Consider the following 15,680-nt stretch of genomic DNA (forward strand, 5'->3'; position numbering starts at 1 on the left):
GTGAGCCGATGGCGTTAGCAGCGGTTGGATCGAAAAATACCAGAAACACCGAATTTCAAACTGATTTTGGTTTAATGATGCGGCAGCCCAGAAGAAAAAATGCAACGATCAAACTGCGGCGAATGCCGGAGGCTTACAATACAAGCCGATGACGCATTATGCGGCGCGGAAGATCTTTTTCGGCTTCAGATCGGCCTTCGTCAGGTTCAGGCGGTGCATAATTGGTGAGTAAACTTCTTTGTAGAAGATTTCTTCGTCGAACAATTTCAGTGCCCGGATATTGGCAATCCGTTGTTTACTGTCCGAAAGCAACTGATCGGCGGGCATGTGGAAGGTGTTCACCACTTTGCGGAACTGTTCCAGTGTGGCTTCACGGTCGTGTTCCAGATAAATTTCCACCAGTTGGCGGAAAAAGTGGGCGTGGGCCGCTTCGTCAATCGACAGCAATTCCAGCACCTTATCAAGGGCGGGATCCTTCTTATCAACGATTTTTCGCAGGTTTCGGTAGTGCAACTGGGTAGCCAGTTCCTGAAACATCGTGTAGATCACCGCCGCACGTGGCTCGCCGTAATGGACATTCCATTCCCGTTCCAGCAGGCCATCCGCCATTGCTTCCACTTGCTTTTCTGTCCGCTTGCCGGATCGCACCAGCCAGTCTTCCAGTGCCAGCGAGTGTTTCGATTCTTCATAACCCCAGTTTGCCAGCATCCAGGCTCGCCCGCGATTTGCCCGAACTGGTGGGAGTTGTTTCGCAAGGTAATCCGGCAGATACATTTCTACCATGCAGAACGTCTGTACACAGTCCGCCACAATCGGATCAACATCCTTGTTACACTGATCCCACGGAATATCTTCCCGGACGTTCCACCGACGTTTCTTTTCTGCACGATCGAAATAATCGCGATATGCCTTAAAAATCAAACGTCGTACTTCCGGACTATCAACAGGTTCTGCCATGACCACCCTCTCCCACCAACAACCACATGTGGTGCATTATAAATGATCGGCCGATATACTGTTGCAATTCAGTGGGAATAATTCTCCCAACGCAAAAAAGTTCAAACTCTGACGATAAATGAGGAATTAATGAGAAAATGCGAATCCTGTTCATTAATCGCAATATTGCTATATAACAAATTAATTATTCAAAGTTTTTTTCGCCCACGTGCGTCGATACTACCTAAAGTAATCATCAACCGTAGTTGGTTACCTGCCGTGAGAACCCGGAATCGGAAAAAAGTGTTCGTCCTCTTTTTTTCTCGGGCGTTCATCATATAACTTTGCGAACATAAGGCATTGACGGACCAGTGACAGTTGCAGAACTTACAGATCGGATCGCAGAGGCTATCGAGCATCTCAACTCAGGTACCACGCCAAGTGCACGTTACGTGTCTGGTGGGGTAGTTGTTGAAGCTCGTGGTCGACTGTTAATGGCCTATTCCGACTTCGCTTATCAGGGTTGGCATTTTCCCAAAGGTGGCCTGGACGAAGGGGAATCTTCACTCGAAGGGGCTCTGCGGGAAGTTTCTGAAGAAACCGGCGGGGTGGTTGCCAAACAAGCAAAATCTCAAACTATTTTTGAACTGAAACCGGGTCGCCCTTACAACGAACCAATCGGTTTTGGTTCCCCACGTGGGGAAGACCTGGAACGACGCAGTTCCCACAAAATGAGCCTGGGTGCTGCCAAACTGCTGGATGATGCCGCCGTCGAAGCCTGGATTGACCCAGAACTGTACAAAACCTACAGATACGATGTATTCGACGAACTGGTGCGTCGGCGGGTACGGGTCTGGTGGATGACCGTGCCCACTTACCATTTGCTGGTCTACCAGGAAGGTGTGGCAGTTCCCACACAGGATACCGATGCGGTAGAATGGCACTTCCCGCAAGATATTCTCGATTTGAAGCCACCTGGACCGAAACGATCCCGCTCGAAAATGAGCGGTGCGGTGCGGACGATTCTCGAATGGCCTGATTTCAAGAGTGCCATTGATAAAGCTCGCAAAGAAGCAGCAGATGCCGGCGATGTAGTGGAATAAATCTACGCACAGCTACCTTCTTGTTTTCCTGAAGCGCGCTTCGAATTGCTGAAAACTTCTTATTCTGACGATTATTCCTTTTATCAGCCCTCTCCTTCTGGTAAATTATGTAAGTTCTTTCATCGCAGGGCACCTGATGTTACGATTTTTCGTTTCCGTAATATTTTTCCTCTCTTCTTCACAATTAATTTTTGCTGCGGATCAATATTATGTGATCCAGAATGCCACGGTGCATGTCGACAGTGCGACAAACTTACTCACTGCTACGGTGGTGATTAAAAACGACAAAATTATTGCCGTACAGGAAAAAGGCATCGAAATCCCGCCTGGTGCCACGGTGATTGATGGCAAAGGAATGCATTTGTACGCCGGTTTCACCGATCTGGCGACGACGCGGGGCTTTTCTGTAGAAGCTCGCAAAAATATGATTGCTGCCGAAAGCCCACCAAATACGGAAGAATCGGTGCTGGTGGCAACTAAGGCAGATCATGCCAAAGGACTAACACCAGAATTTGAAACCAGCCAGTTTCTGCTGCATGACGAAAAAGAGATCGCACCATGGCGTGAAGTGGGGATCACCAAACAGATGACCATCCCAACGGGTGGTTTCATCAGCGGGCAGGCGTGCCTGACGCAACTGGTTGAAGGTACGCCACGGCAGGCATTACTTCAGCCGAAAACCGCAATGGTTGTTTCCTTCAGCACGATTCCTGGGTCTGATTATCCACGTGCCTTGATGGGTGTTTTTGCCCACTGTCGGCAGAAAATGTACGATGCCCTGTACTACGCCGAGCAATCCGTGGGTAACAATCGGCCCAAGTTTAACCCATTGTTAGACGCACTGCTACCACCGCTGGGAATGAAGCAGGTGGTGATTTTTGATGCTGACAGCCGCGACGAAATCGAACGAGCGGTGCGATTTGCAGACGAATTTCGTCTTCGTCCAATCATTCTGGGTGGGAAAGATGCCTGGAAACTTGCTGGCTTTCTTGCAGAGAAGAAAATTCCGGTTATTTTACGTATCCCCTATCCAGATAAGATCTTAGAGCAACCTAACCTGCCAGAACGTGCGGCACAGCAGCAGAAGGATGAACTACAGGAAACAATCGCTGGGTATCAAAAACTGGTGGCAAAAGGTGTGCCCGTGGCACTTTCAACGGATGGCATCAGTGGTGAAAAAACCCAGAATCGCTGGGTGGAAAATCTGCAAAAACTGGTGAAAGCAGGTGCGGAACCAAAAGATGTATTACAAAGTCTTACCCAAACTCCCGCACAGCTACTTGGCTTGGAAAAGTCTTATGGTCAGATCGCACCCGGTTTCACCGCAGACCTGGTTCTAATGGATGGCAAATGGTTCGAAAAAGACCACAAGGTGCGTGGGGTGTTCGTGGGTGGGAACTACACCGAATACGAAGTTTCTGATGACAAAAAGCCAGAACCCAGGAAAAAAGACCCCGTAGAGCCCAAAAAAGAAGAACCAAAGAAAGAAGTCAAAGAAACAAAGCAACTTCCCACCGAACTGGATGTAGACCGCACCCCCAAAATCAAAACGGGTGGAAATGTGATCATCCGGAATGCCACAGTACTTACGGCAGCGAAACCTGCCACGTTGAAGAATGTGGATATTTTTGTCCAGAAAGGCAAAATCGTGGATATCGCCCCCACCAGTAACAAAACTGTTGCGGGTGCCACTGTGATTGATGCGAAAGGGATGTTTGTGATGCCTGGCATCATTGATACCCACGCCCACTTCAGCATTGCGGGTGGGGTGAATGAATTTTCATTATCGGTGGTACCCGAAGTGCGGGTCAAGGATGTCATCAATTCCGATGAAATTGCGATCTATCGCAGCCTCGCAGGTGGGGTCACAGCCGCACGGCTGCTTCATGGCAGTGCCAACGTGATTGGTGGCCAGGATGCCGTGATCAAGCTGAAATACCAGCGATCTGCCAATGAACTGCTCATCGAAGATGCCCCACAAGGGGTAAAATTTGCTCTGGGCGAAAATGTGAAGCGATCCGAAGGCCGATTTCCCAACACCCGCCTGGGTGTCGAAGCGGTGCTGGTGCGTGCCTTTACCGAAGCCCAGCAATATCAGCAGCAATGGAAGGACTATGAGGATGCGAAAGGACGCTTACCCAAGCCACGCAAGGACTTACGGCTGGAAGCGCTGAGCGATATTCTTGAAGGAAAAATCAAGGTTCACTGCCACTGTTACCGTTCGGATGAAATCATCATGCTGTTGCGGGTGGCAGACCGATTTGGCATCAAAATCCAGTCGTTGCAGCACGTTCTGGAAGGCTACAAGGTGGCACCGGAAATCGCCGAACATGGGGCCAGTTGCTCGCTCTTTTCCGATTGGTGGGCGTATAAAATCGAGGCATTTGATGCAATTCCGTTCGCCACCGCGATGCTGCACCGGGCTGGCGTGGATGTCTGCCTGAAATCAGACAGCTCGGAACTGGTCCGCCACATGTATCAGGAGGCAGCCAAACTGATCAAGTATGGCAGCATGACCGAAGAGGAAGCTCTCAAGACAATCACGTACAACGCAGCGAAACAACTGGGGCTGGAAAAACGGATTGGCAGCATCGAGGTGGGCAAAGATGCCGACCTGGCCATATTCAACGGCCACCCACTCAACGGCTTCAGTCGCTGTGAAATGACACTGGTAGAGGGGGAAGTTTATTTTCAGAATGCAGAAAAGCTGGTTCCGTTTGCTCCGGCAGCAATCAGCCCCACCAAACCCACGCTGGCCAAGTTTCCGGAACTGCCAAAATCGGGCTCTTACCTGCTGAAAAATGTCGAACTGCACAATCCGGGTGCCAAGCCAATCACCACCGATGTGCGGATTGTGGCAGGGAAAATCGATGAAATTGGCACCAAACTGCCACAGAACAACGCCACGGTGCTGGAAGCGAAAGGCTATCGACTTTACCCAGGGATGATCGACGCAGGCACGATTATTGGCCTGACCGAGATCGGCTCGGCAAAGGAAACACAGGATTTTGCGGAAAGCGGGGATTTTCAACCTGATATTCAGGCCGCGACAGGCATCAATCCGGATTCGGAAATTATCCCCGTTACCCGCGCCAACGGTGTGCTGACCGTGGTCACCCGTCCCGCAGGTCCGGTGGTATCTGGCCAGGCCGCACTGATCAATCTGGAAGGCTGGGTTCCCAAAGAAATGGTGGTGGAAGGTCGCCTCGCACTGCACATCGACTATCCATCAGAGTTCAGCTTTCCGATGTCGGATCCTTCCACCCCTTCGGTGGGGATGGCAGTGGCCAAAAAGATTCGGCAGGAAAAAATTCGCAAGCTGAAAGCACTCTTTGCGGCAGCAAAACGCTACCAGAGTGCCCGGCAGGCCGACCAGAAATACCCCACCGATCCACAACTGGAAGCGATGCTGCCCTACATTACTGGTCAGAAACCAGTGATTGTCACCGCAGATCGTGAAAATGATATTCGCGAGGCACTGGCACTGGCGAAAGAAATGCCCTTCAAAATGATCCTCAGTGGGGGCACCGATGCCTGGAAAGTGGCTGATGAACTGAAAAAACAGGACGTTCCAGTGATCATTGGCCCGGTGATGACCCTGCCACGCCGACCATACGATCCCTTTGATGCACCTTATGCCAATGCGGCAAAACTGCATAAAGCGGGCGTAATGTTCTGTATCCGCAGCAGTGGCGGCACCAACACACGGAACCTGCCGTACGAAACAGCGATGGCAGTATCCTACGGCTTACCACCTGAAGTGGCGTTACAGGCAATCACGATCAATCCCGCCACCATTCTGGGAGTTGCCGATCGCCTGGGTTCGATAGAAACCGGCAAAATGGCCAACCTGGTTCTGACCAATGGCGATATTCTCCAACCCAGCACGCAGGTGATTGGGTTGTTCATCAATGGCAAGCCACTACCACCCACCAGTAAACACACCGAGCTGTACGAGAAATACACCCGCCGACTGGAAGAATATCTCAATCAGAAAAACCGCTGATCACTTATCAGCAGAAACATTGTGGCGAAGATGAACCAGTATCTTTTCACAGAATGTCTGTAAATATCCATTTTCAATGTAGCAAATGCTGAAAGTTCTGGACTATTAAAATCTTCATTCTGAAATTTTTGGAATCTCCTGAATAAGCTGTGTTAGTAGGATAAGCGTTATTAAATTTTGCACAAATTTCTGACAATGAAGAAAATATTTCGGTATAAGTGGCAAATCCTTGCCGTTTTTGTCGTGCTATTTGCTCTGTGGTATTTCTGGCCTGCACGTTACAAGCGGACTATCAGTTACGAGACGACCCGCCTTACCACGCCGGTAGATGAATTGGGCTATCTGGATTACGAAACATTTGTGAATGAAATGTTGAAGGGGGATATCAAGCCTGAAGAAAATGCAATGGTTCTGTTAGTGCAGGCAATCGGCCCAAAACCTGAAGGATCGACGGTGCCGCCGGATTACTATCAGTGGTTGGAAATCGCCGAGCCAGAAGAAAACGACACAACTCTGACGCACTTTACCATTCCTGATCCTGTTAACCCGAATAAAACTTTAAACAAATTGCCAGAAGAGTGCGGTCAACCCTGGGCAGCAGAAGATTATCCCGAAGTAGCTGAATATCTGAAAGCTAGTCAGCCCGCGCTTCAAATGATTGCAGATGCAATTCGCCGGCCAAAGTTTTTTAATCCACTAGTTAACCATAAAGTACCCGGCAAGCACGTCAGCCTGATGAATGCACTGTTGGCATTCAGCCAAAGGACACGCGGAGCAGGACTTGTTCTGCAGGCCAGAGCAATGAATGCAATCGCAGAATTGCGGTTTGAAGATGCCTGGCGGGATATTTATGCGATTCAACGCCTGGGTAGGCTATTGCAAACCAATCCTAGTTGCCTCGTTGAACAATTGGTAGGTATTGCCATCGAGAATACTGCACTCGAGAGCTATCAGATACTGCTCACACATACTGATTGGAATGCCGAACAAATCCATGCCAAAACAGAAATGTTTCAGCGACTTCCAGCACCTGCTTCTACGGCAACGATAATGAATCGCTCCGAACGTTGTGTGATGCTTGATATTGTCCAGGAATTTTATGTGGAAGGTTTTCTTGCAGGAACTGATCAATTTGATCTGAAACTATTTCCCAGAATGCTTTCACGATCAATTGATTTCGATGTGATTTTACGCAAAATCAATACAACCTATGACAAACTGGAGCAGATTACTGATCTCCAGGATTATGAAGAAAAACATAAATGGTGCGATTCATTTATTGTCTTACTGCGACAGGCTCATCAGGACCGCATGAGTTCCTTCTTTCTTGGGATCGAATCACGTTCTGAAGCAGTTGCAGACATGCTGTTGAAGTTGTTTTTACCTGCATTCAGCAAGGTAGACGATGCTGCACATCGCTGTAAGATGCAGGCACGGAATATTGAAATTGCGTTTGCACTTGCTGAATGCAATGCCCGTACTGGAAATTATCCCGATACTCTTGCAGAATTAAAGCTTCCCCCAGAGAAATTACTTGATGCATACAATGGCAAGCAACTTCGTTACCAGCTTTGGTTTGAAGGATACATCCTTTATTCCCCCGGTGTGAATGATGCACTGATTCAGATGCTGCAAGTTGAACTGGAAGAACCAAACCAGAATATTATCAATCCTGAAATGAAGATTTTTCGATCCACCTTTGTACGGATACCGTGGGTACCCAAACCTTTTCAGAAATAAATTCTATTAGAGATTTTCAGCATTTTAATGTCCCACTTTCAATTGCTTTACATGACATCTATTCGCCGAAACCAGCTTTTTCCGCCATTTCGTAAAAATGTGCAAAATAGTCGCTCAATTCAGCCTGTCATTTGGATATATAATTACCGTTCGTGCGTTGGTAGCGCACAGATTCTTCCGAATGTACTCAATCGTGAAGGATTTTCTTCTCCCTGGATGTAGGTGTTTGTGATGAAACAATTATTGAAGTAGTGTTCATAAAATAGTTAACTAGTAGTTCTATAAGAAGACAAAGATGATTAAACCAGATCAAAATTTAATAATTCGGCTCAGAAAAATGGCAGTTAATGAGACTACCATTTGTAAGTTAATTGATGAGATTCGCAGCTTTCTTGGAACAAATGATGGCTTGGCTCTTGTTGTAGATCGTTACTTTTGTGAAGCATTCCATCTGCCACTTGGTGAAGTCCGCGTGATAGAAGGAAGTGAATGTTTTGGACTTAGTCTATATACACACGAAGAAATAGATCGCATAATACTACCTAGAATTGCACAAACAAAGCATCTTTGGAGCGTCGGAATTGGAAATTAGTTGCGTCTTCACAATAGTTAAAAACTTTTAAACGCACTGTTCATGTCCGAGTACGATTATCAGTGCGGGAACGAGTCCGAAAAGTAGTACCACACCGACACCTGCTGGCGAACCTTCCCCAGGGTTGCCAAAAGCAGATCCCGAAGGTGTTACCGTCGGCACTGGTGCCCCACCGAAAGCAGGTACTGGTGAAAACCCTCTCCCATCACCAAAGCCAGTAGAGCCAGTAAAGCCAGCAGAGCCCACTCCACCTGGCGGAAGCAATTCTTTACCAGGGACCACGCGCATACAGACTGGTAAATGGGGGAAAGGTTCATATGAATCAGCAGAAGCTTCGCTCAAAGATCACTTTTTAAGGCATGGTGATGAAGTTGGTGCTTCCGATATACAACAGTATTTGAGAAAGGCAGAAGGTTTTGCACAGAATCTTAAGGGAGCTACTAAGAGCTGTGTCGATGGTGCAACCCCTGGAGTTACGCGATACAAGAAAAATGGAAAATATATTGATATTGATGCTGAAGGAAATATCATTTCATTTAGTAAACAGTAAATCGGAGTGTTGAATGGATGGCGTCAGAAGAATTGATCGACTAGTTGCTGAATTTAGCGTTTGGTTAGATGATTCGTTTCCATTCGCTAAGATAAAAGTAAAGGTGTTTGAAAGAAATCCTAACAATTTAATTGCAACTGCTAACATTGCTGTACGAAATCTTCATACTAGAGAACCAGAATACTTATCAGGGTTAGGTGAGACGATAGAAGAAGCAACTGACGATCTTCTATTACGCTTCGTGTCTGAAGCTCGTGAACACACTCCCTCAACTGGTTTGACCGAAGATGATTTCGAATGGTCCTGCCACGAAGATTTCTAGCTGTGAATTTGCACAGCAACTTACTTTCACTGCTATTTCATATCGCACATGCATGGCATCCTGGGCAGGCAAGCTCCTGCCATCAACGCAAGCCGGAAACGGTTCGATCAATCCAGGGGGTAGTGCGGGAACGAGCCCGAAAAATAGTCCCCGCACCCCCTCAGGTGAACCTGCACCTGGATTGCCAAAAGCAGATCCAGAAGATTTTACTGTGGGCAGTGGAGCTATTGAGAGACACAGTACATTTCTTTGAACGCAATCGATGGGCCCACTTTCAATTGCTTTACATATCATCTATTCGCCGAAACCAGCTTTTTTCCACCATTTCGCAAAAATGTGCAAAATTGTCGCTCAATTGAGCCTGTCATTTGGATATATATAATTAGCGTTCGTGCGTTGGTAATGAACAGATTCTTCCGAATGTACTCAATCATGAAGGATCATTCTTCTCCCTGGATGTAGGTGTTTGTGATGAAACAATTCTGGATACTATCTGCCTTGCTGGCTGTGGTACCGCAGTTACCTGGTGCGGAGCCGCAGAAATATAACGTGCTGTTTATCATGGCAGACGATCTGCGACCGGAACTGGGCTGTTTTGGTGCACCAGTGAAGTCGCCCAACATCGATGCACTGGCCAATCGTGGGACGGCATTTTCACGGGCTTACTGCCAGCAGGCGGTCTGCAATCCGTCGCGTGTATCAATATTGTCCAGCCGCAGGCTCGATACACTGCAGATCTACGACCTGCCCACCAATCTTCGCAAAAAGCACCCCAACATTGTGACGTTGCCACAATATTTCAAAGAACAGGGATATTACACCGAACGGGTGGGCAAAATCTTTCACGTGGGCCACGGCAATACAGACGATCCCACCTCCTGGTCGGCCAATCGCAACTGGAAGCAGGCCCCACGGTTCGGACCGGATGGGCAAAAACTTCTCAATAAGCTGGTGCAGGATGCCATGGCGAAGAACCCGGGTGTCAAACGCAGCGATCTGAAGGTTCGTGGGCTGCCTTACGAGGCACCCGATGTGGCCGACGACCAGCTTGCAGATGGCAGCATCGCCACGAATGCCATCAAAATCATGAATGAGGTGCAGGACAAGCCATTTTTTCTGGCAGTGGGCTTTCTGAATCCGCACTTACCGTTCGTTGCACCGAAAAAGTACTGGGATCTGTATGATCCTGCAAGCATTGAACTGGCAAAAAATCCGCAGGCACCTGAAGGTGCACCCAAATACGCTCCTCACACTTCTGGTGAGTTGCGTGCGTACCACAATATTCCCGCGAAAGGCCCACTTTCGGACGAGCAGGCACGGCACATGATCCACGGCTATCGTGCCGCAGTCAGTTACATGGATGCCCAGGTGGGGCGATTGCTGGCCGAACTGGATCGGTTAAAGTTACGCGACAAAACCATCGTGGTGCTGCTGGGAGACCATGGTTGGTTTCTGGGCGAACACGGCATGTGGTGCAAGCATGCCAATTATGAAGAGGCGACACGCACCCCACTGATTATTTCGATACCCGGTCAGAAATCAGCGAAAAGTAATGCTCTGGTGGAGTTTGTCGACATTTACCCCAGCCTGGTGGAGGCTTGCGGCTTGCCCAAGCGAGATGATCTGGAAGGAACCAGTTTCCTGCCGCTGGTGAAAAATCCCACGCAGCCATGGAAGCAAGCGGCCTTTCACTTGTACCCACGCCAGATTCCGGGGCAGGGTGCGGGTATGGGGCGTGCAATCCGCACAGATCAGTTTCGGCTGGTAGAATGGACCGCACGTGGAAAGGATTTTGTAGAGTACGAACTGTACGATCTCAAAAACGATCCTGGTGAAAACAAAAACCTGGCAAAAGACCCACAATTCGAAAAACAGTTGCTGGAACTTCGCAAATTGCTGCACGCAGGCCCCACCAAGTGGGGCGTGAGTAAGATTCAATAAAGCTGGAATTGTTCTGAAAGTAGAGAAGACACCTGATGCGTTACATCATTGTGGACCTGGAAGCCACTTGTTGGGAGAATGTTCGGGATTTTGACCGCATGGAAATAATCGAAATCGGTGCTGTGGAACTGCTGGCAGCCGACGAGCCACCAGCCCGGGAATTCAATCGGTTTGTCTGTCCTGTAGTCGAGCGAGAATTGAGTGAGTTCTGCCGCCAACTGACAAGCATCGAACAGAACGATGTAGATGCCGCTGATGGTTTCTGGGCTGTCTTCACCGAATTCTTAGAGTGGATCGGCGAAGAACCATTCTACTTGTGCTCCTGGGGTGGGTATGATCTCAGTCAATTCCGCATTGATTGCCGTCGACATGGATTGACGTTTCCGCCGTCATTCGAACGACACATCAATCTCAAGAAAGAATTTGCTCGGCTGATGAGCGTCAAAGTGTGCGGGATGGAACGGGCGTTGGCTCATGCCGGGTTGCCATTAGAAGGTACCCACCACCGTGGCATCGATGATGCTCGAAATATTGCAAAGTTGGCGGCTCTGGTACTGCCTTCGCTTGAGTCATCAGGCGACATATCCGTCTAGAATTAACAGGATTAGACTATGGCAGGTCGCCAGTGTTTACTTCCACTTCCAGGTCGACGCCTTTTTTGTAGTTCCAATAATAAAGTTTTTTGCCATTGTCCGTTTTTACATACGCCTGAAACTTAGTCGCGGTGATATAGTTGTCTTTGTAAAGAAGGTATGTCGATTTACCGGGAGCAATTGTATATTCATATGGCAAAGTGAATGTTTCTTTTTCGCCGTTTGAATACACCCAGAAGTCTACATCAATTACTATTGTCTGCTTGGTATTGTTCACCACCAGTACATCACCGAACTTTAAGTCTTTCTGGTAGTCGGCATTGAGCTCCAGTGCTTTTCTCAGATCTTCACGATACGCGGGACGGTTTCCATTGCGGGAATTGGCAATTCCACGAATCCAGTAGGCACTTGCCAGTGCTTTGTTTTCTGGTTTTTTATTGATGACGGTGGTTAAATCTCGGATCGCGGCGGTATTGTCTTTCAGATCAAAGTAAGACACACCTCGATCGCGGTAGACCCACCAGGCATCACTGCCCATGTTAATTGCGGTGGTCATATCGTTGATGCAATCGCGGGCCTGCTCTTTGATGTAGTAACATTCGCCACGTTTCTCGTATAGTTCTCGTTTGCGTGCCCCACCTTCAATGGCTTTGGTCAACAGTGGGATAGCTTTATCGTATTGCTTCAGCCAGAAGTAAGACTGCCCACCTGCTTCGAGTGCGGCAACAGAAACAGCGTTCATCGAAATTGCTTTTTCGCAGTCAGCCGCCGATTTTTGATACTCCCCAGTGTGGTAATAAGACTTACTGCGATTGGCAAAATAAATGCCTTTTTTCTCGTTATCTAATGCTTTGGTAAAGTATTGCAATGCAAGTGGGTGGTTTTCTTTGTTCTGAATTGCAACGCCAATGTTGTTGTAGCTGGGTGCATCATTCGGAACAACTTTCAAACGAGCCTGAAAATCGGCAATCGCCATATCGTTCTGATTGATCGCCAGATAACTAAGACCACGATAAAAGAGTGGTCTGCTGGATACAGGATCTGTTTTCAGCACCACGTTCAGGTCTTCAATGGCATTTTTGAACTTGCTGGTTTTGGCGTAATAAATGCCCCGCTCGTAGCGAGCTTCATACAAGTCCGGGTCGATCGCAAGTGCCTTCGAATAATCGTACATTGCCACTTCGTCGGCCTTCATCGCCTGAAAAACCTTCGCACGCTGCACATAGGCCTCGACCAGCTTTTCATCCTTTTCAATCGCCAGTGCGTAGTTTGCCAAAGCACGGTGGGTATCTTTTTTCGCTGCAAACTTATCCCCACGTGCCAGAAAATAACTCGCCTTGGTGGAATTCAGCGTTTTGTTGGTCAGGTCCTCAATTTGCACTTCCTGCAATTCCACCCGCTTTTCCAAAGCAATAATTCGGCGGTAAATATCACCTAAAGAATCTTTGAGTTCATTAATTTTTTCTAAGAATTCTGCTTTCGACACCTTATCATTAATGCTGGTGCGTAACTTGCGGATTTCTGCCTGCATTTCGCTGCGAAGTGCCCCATTCTCTTCCAGCATTTTTAAACGGCGATCAATCTCACGAATATCAGGTTTACCAGTAACACGGTCGTACAGTTCATTCAGTCCTTCACCCAGGATATGCTCACCCAGAAAAATCAGGCAGTAGGTGGTCACTGGATCGATTGCCCGCACCGGTTGTGGTGTGGCACTTAGTAAGAAAATCGCCCCTACGAAGAAACTCATCAGTGTTTTTTTCATTTGGTGCATCCTCAATCGATGTTTTGAAGCCCAAATCTGGCGTGCGAGTGCGGCGAAAATGGCCACTTTTCCCAGATTACCAGAAAAAGCACCGCTTTTGTGAATTGCGGACACCTTCTGAGACGAAATTTTGTACAAATTCACAAAAACCACGCACCTTAGCGTGATATTCAAACGATTGTCAGCGTTCCACGTGGAACGTTTTGCTATTTGCGATGCCAAAGTGAAACGGAACCACTCACAGTGATTCGGACAGGAGAACGTGCTTGACAGGGCTGGCAGCGTGAGAATTCAGGGCCATAAGAAAAGCTCTGGTAACTTAATTATTCAGTACCATCAGTGGCAGGCCCTTCTTCCAATTCGTTTCTTTTTCACTGCGAATCACTTCGTGGTACAGCGTATCACGTTCTACTGGCACGCGGCCTGCTTCCACGATTAAGCGTTTCAGGTCTTCCACCGTCATCTCCTGTGGGGAATCGCTGCCCGCTTCGTGGTAGATTTTTTCGTGCACCACCGTGCCATCAAGGTCGTCCGCACCGTAACTTTGGGCAACCTGGGCAGTCTGGATACCCAGCATCACCCAATATGCCTTAATGTGGGGAAGTTGTCCAGCATCAGGCGACTGATTGCCATGGTGCGTAAGTCCATCAGCCCAGAGGGTTTAGGAATATGGCTCGTCCGTTGAGCGTGATCCGTAAGGTGGACTGGAAACTGCACCTTTACCACGAAGAATGGGTGCTGGATGGAGGCTATGAGAAACACACCACCAACAATTCATTAGAACTTTTTCATCTTGGCGACGATATGAGAGAACACCACAATCTGGCAGCCGACAAGCCTGAGATTCGGGATGAATTGTTGCTGACGTGGTGACAAAAATCGACGCACCGGTGCCGGAAAAGGCAAACCCCACGTACCAGAAGGGGAAGAAGTAGCGCAATTAGATTGATTTCTTTGAGAATTATATATTTTAAAAGTAGCGATGAATTACTTTCAATTATCATACGATTGAGCAACTGTATGGCAAAAACACAAGAAATTACTGCTCAAATGGATTTTTCTAAAGCAATTGAAATAAGTAAAACTTATTCACTGGAAATATTGCTTGAGAATTTTTTAGAACAACCCAAAGTACTAGAAGATGAGGATGAGGTCACAAGGGCGTTAAATGTTTCATGTTCAGCAAAACTAGCTCTTGCAGAGTGTAGTGACCCACGAACAATGAAAAGAATGACTGATTGTTTGAAAGAACAGGGAACACGTTGGTGTGACCCAATAATCGAACGACTGAAAAACCAAGCGATACCTAAATCAGAGCGAGCGATTGCGTTAAGAGCATTAACGCCATTCGTAAATAACAAGACACTTTACATCGACTTTAGAATAACAGCAATTTCGGCACTTGCGTGGTTATATCCACACCCGATACCCAGTCAAGTAATTGCCATTTGTCATGAAAATTTAACTAATTCACATTTTGGTATGGCAAGCGCGGCTCTGTGGGTGATTTTAAGTTTACACGTAAATTTACGAGATGAATTCGTGCCAGAGTTACTTCACCTAATGCTGACAAAGTTTGCTGGAAACTCTGAAGCAAACTGGATTGTCGAGCGGTTACCTGATCATTTTGACTCGCATCAGCAAAAGATCGTTGCTGCATTACGAAAAGCACTTTCCAAACCTTCCTACAAAATAATACGTGCTCAGTCTTTCTTCGAAATTCTTCCACGTCTCGGAATGAAAGGTAAGATGTTTATTCGTGATATCATTGGATATATTTCTCGAGAAAGTTCATTTGGACTTTACGAACCTCGCCTGATACACATTGACCCTGAAGGAAAAAAATCTATACCATTACTGATTAAACTCGCAGCAAACGATTCAGCATATGTTAGACAATCTGCGATTGATGAACTAGCCGCATATGGCCCACTAGCGAAAGCATCAATACCTGTATTGAACGCTGTAAAGGCATCAGGTGATGGAAACGTCGCTGCATTTGATGCCCATTCCGCAAGAAGAGCTCTCGAATTGATCAATATGAGCAATTAATTTTCAATTTAATTATTACAAACTAGAATTTTATGTTAAGTAATTCAATAATAAATGCGATTGGTTCGTTGAAGCAAGAG

General features: G+C 47.4%; 13 protein-coding genes. 10 read left to right on the plus strand and 3 right to left on the minus strand.

The window, feature by feature from the left end:
• Window positions 1-156: 156 nt before the first annotated feature.
• Window positions 157-957, minus strand: coding sequence for an acyl-ACP desaturase (locus R3B84_16330; GenBank protein ID MEZ6142129.1), 801 nt, complete (start codon window positions 955-957; stop codon window positions 157-159).
• Window positions 958-1,307: 350 nt separating this feature from the next.
• Here R3B84_16330 and R3B84_16335 point away from each other — a divergent pair, with 350 nt between their 5' ends.
• From R3B84_16335 to R3B84_16370, 8 genes are all read left to right on the plus strand, one after another.
• Window positions 1,308-2,039: an NUDIX hydrolase gene (locus tag R3B84_16335; GenBank protein MEZ6142130.1), complete on the plus strand. Its 732-nt coding sequence runs from the start codon at window positions 1,308-1,310 to the stop codon at window positions 2,037-2,039.
• A 136-nt stretch (window positions 2,040-2,175) separates the two neighbouring features.
• Window positions 2,176-6,045 (plus strand): amidohydrolase family protein, encoded by a 3,870-nt coding sequence (locus tag R3B84_16340; protein ID MEZ6142131.1) that lies wholly within the window; start codon window positions 2,176-2,178, stop codon window positions 6,043-6,045.
• A gap of 195 nt (window positions 6,046-6,240) precedes the next feature.
• Window positions 6,241-7,785 carry a hypothetical protein gene (locus R3B84_16345; protein ID MEZ6142132.1) on the plus strand — a complete coding sequence of 515 codons (1,545 nt, stop codon included), beginning with the start codon at window positions 6,241-6,243 and terminating at the stop codon, window positions 7,783-7,785.
• A gap of 295 nt (window positions 7,786-8,080) precedes the next feature.
• The gene (locus tag R3B84_16350; GenBank protein ID MEZ6142133.1) at window positions 8,081-8,377 is read left to right on the plus strand and encodes a hypothetical protein; all 297 of its coding nucleotides are present in this window, start codon (window positions 8,081-8,083) and stop codon (window positions 8,375-8,377) included.
• 124 nt (window positions 8,378-8,501) lie between these two features.
• Complete coding sequence (locus tag R3B84_16355) at window positions 8,502-8,927, plus strand: hypothetical protein (GenBank protein ID MEZ6142134.1); 426 nt, start codon at window positions 8,502-8,504, stop codon at window positions 8,925-8,927.
• Between the two features lie 13 nt (window positions 8,928-8,940).
• A complete protein-coding gene (locus R3B84_16360) occupies window positions 8,941-9,249 on the plus strand; it encodes a hypothetical protein (GenBank protein MEZ6142135.1) in 309 nt (102 codons plus the stop codon).
• A 471-nt stretch (window positions 9,250-9,720) separates the two neighbouring features.
• Entirely contained in the window at window positions 9,721-11,190 is a 1,470-nt protein-coding gene (locus R3B84_16365; GenBank protein ID MEZ6142136.1) for a sulfatase, read from the plus strand.
• A gap of 35 nt (window positions 11,191-11,225) precedes the next feature.
• The gene (locus R3B84_16370; protein MEZ6142137.1) at window positions 11,226-11,783 is read left to right on the plus strand and encodes a 3'-5' exonuclease; all 558 of its coding nucleotides are present in this window, start codon (window positions 11,226-11,228) and stop codon (window positions 11,781-11,783) included.
• Between the two features lie 16 nt (window positions 11,784-11,799).
• Here R3B84_16370 and R3B84_16375 read toward each other — a convergent pair whose 3' ends face one another.
• The gene (locus tag R3B84_16375; protein MEZ6142138.1) at window positions 11,800-13,548 is read right to left on the minus strand and encodes a tetratricopeptide repeat protein; all 1,749 of its coding nucleotides are present in this window, start codon (window positions 13,546-13,548) and stop codon (window positions 11,800-11,802) included.
• A 319-nt stretch (window positions 13,549-13,867) separates the two neighbouring features.
• Window positions 13,868-14,125: a hypothetical protein gene (locus R3B84_16380; protein MEZ6142139.1), complete on the minus strand. Its 258-nt coding sequence runs from the start codon at window positions 14,123-14,125 to the stop codon at window positions 13,868-13,870.
• Window positions 14,126-14,217: 92 nt separating this feature from the next.
• Here R3B84_16380 and R3B84_16385 point away from each other — a divergent pair, with 92 nt between their 5' ends.
• Together R3B84_16385 and R3B84_16390 are read left to right on the plus strand one after the other, a co-directional pair.
• Complete coding sequence (locus R3B84_16385) at window positions 14,218-14,421, plus strand: hypothetical protein (GenBank protein MEZ6142140.1); 204 nt, start codon at window positions 14,218-14,220, stop codon at window positions 14,419-14,421.
• Between the two features lie 147 nt (window positions 14,422-14,568).
• Complete coding sequence (locus tag R3B84_16390; protein ID MEZ6142141.1) at window positions 14,569-15,600, plus strand: hypothetical protein; 1,032 nt, start codon at window positions 14,569-14,571, stop codon at window positions 15,598-15,600.
• Window positions 15,601-15,680: the final 80 nt, after the last annotated feature.

The organism is Zavarzinella sp. (assembly GCA_041399155.1).
Lineage (GTDB): Bacteria > Planctomycetota > Planctomycetia > Gemmatales > Gemmataceae > JAWKTI01.